Annotated in this window: 1 protein-coding gene; it reads left to right on the plus strand. The window is 38.5% G+C overall.

Annotated features, from left to right (window positions below):
• The coding region (locus tag SB764_RS39650; RefSeq protein ID WP_410866703.1) for an AMP-binding protein at window positions 1-278 on the plus strand (278 nt) is incomplete at both ends.

The raw sequence follows: 278 nt of genomic DNA on the forward strand, positions 1-278 counted from the left end.
AGTGATATCGTTTCTAATATCAGCAATATTGGAACAGCAATTCCGACCTTAAGGTGTTATGTACTTGATGATAATCAGCAATTATTACCCGTTGGTGTTTCTGGGGAACTGTATATAGGCGGTGATGGAGTATCCAGAGGATATTTAAACAGAGATGAATTAACATCAGCACGTTTTATTCCCAATCCATTTAAATCCGGTGATCGTTTATACCGTTCAGGCGATGAAGTAAGGCTTCTGAGCAATGGAGAGTTGGAGTATTTAGGCAGAAAAGATTT

This window comes from Paraburkholderia sp. SIMBA_027, from assembly GCF_046535315.1.
GTDB lineage: Bacteria > Pseudomonadota > Gammaproteobacteria > Burkholderiales > Burkholderiaceae > Paraburkholderia > Paraburkholderia tropica.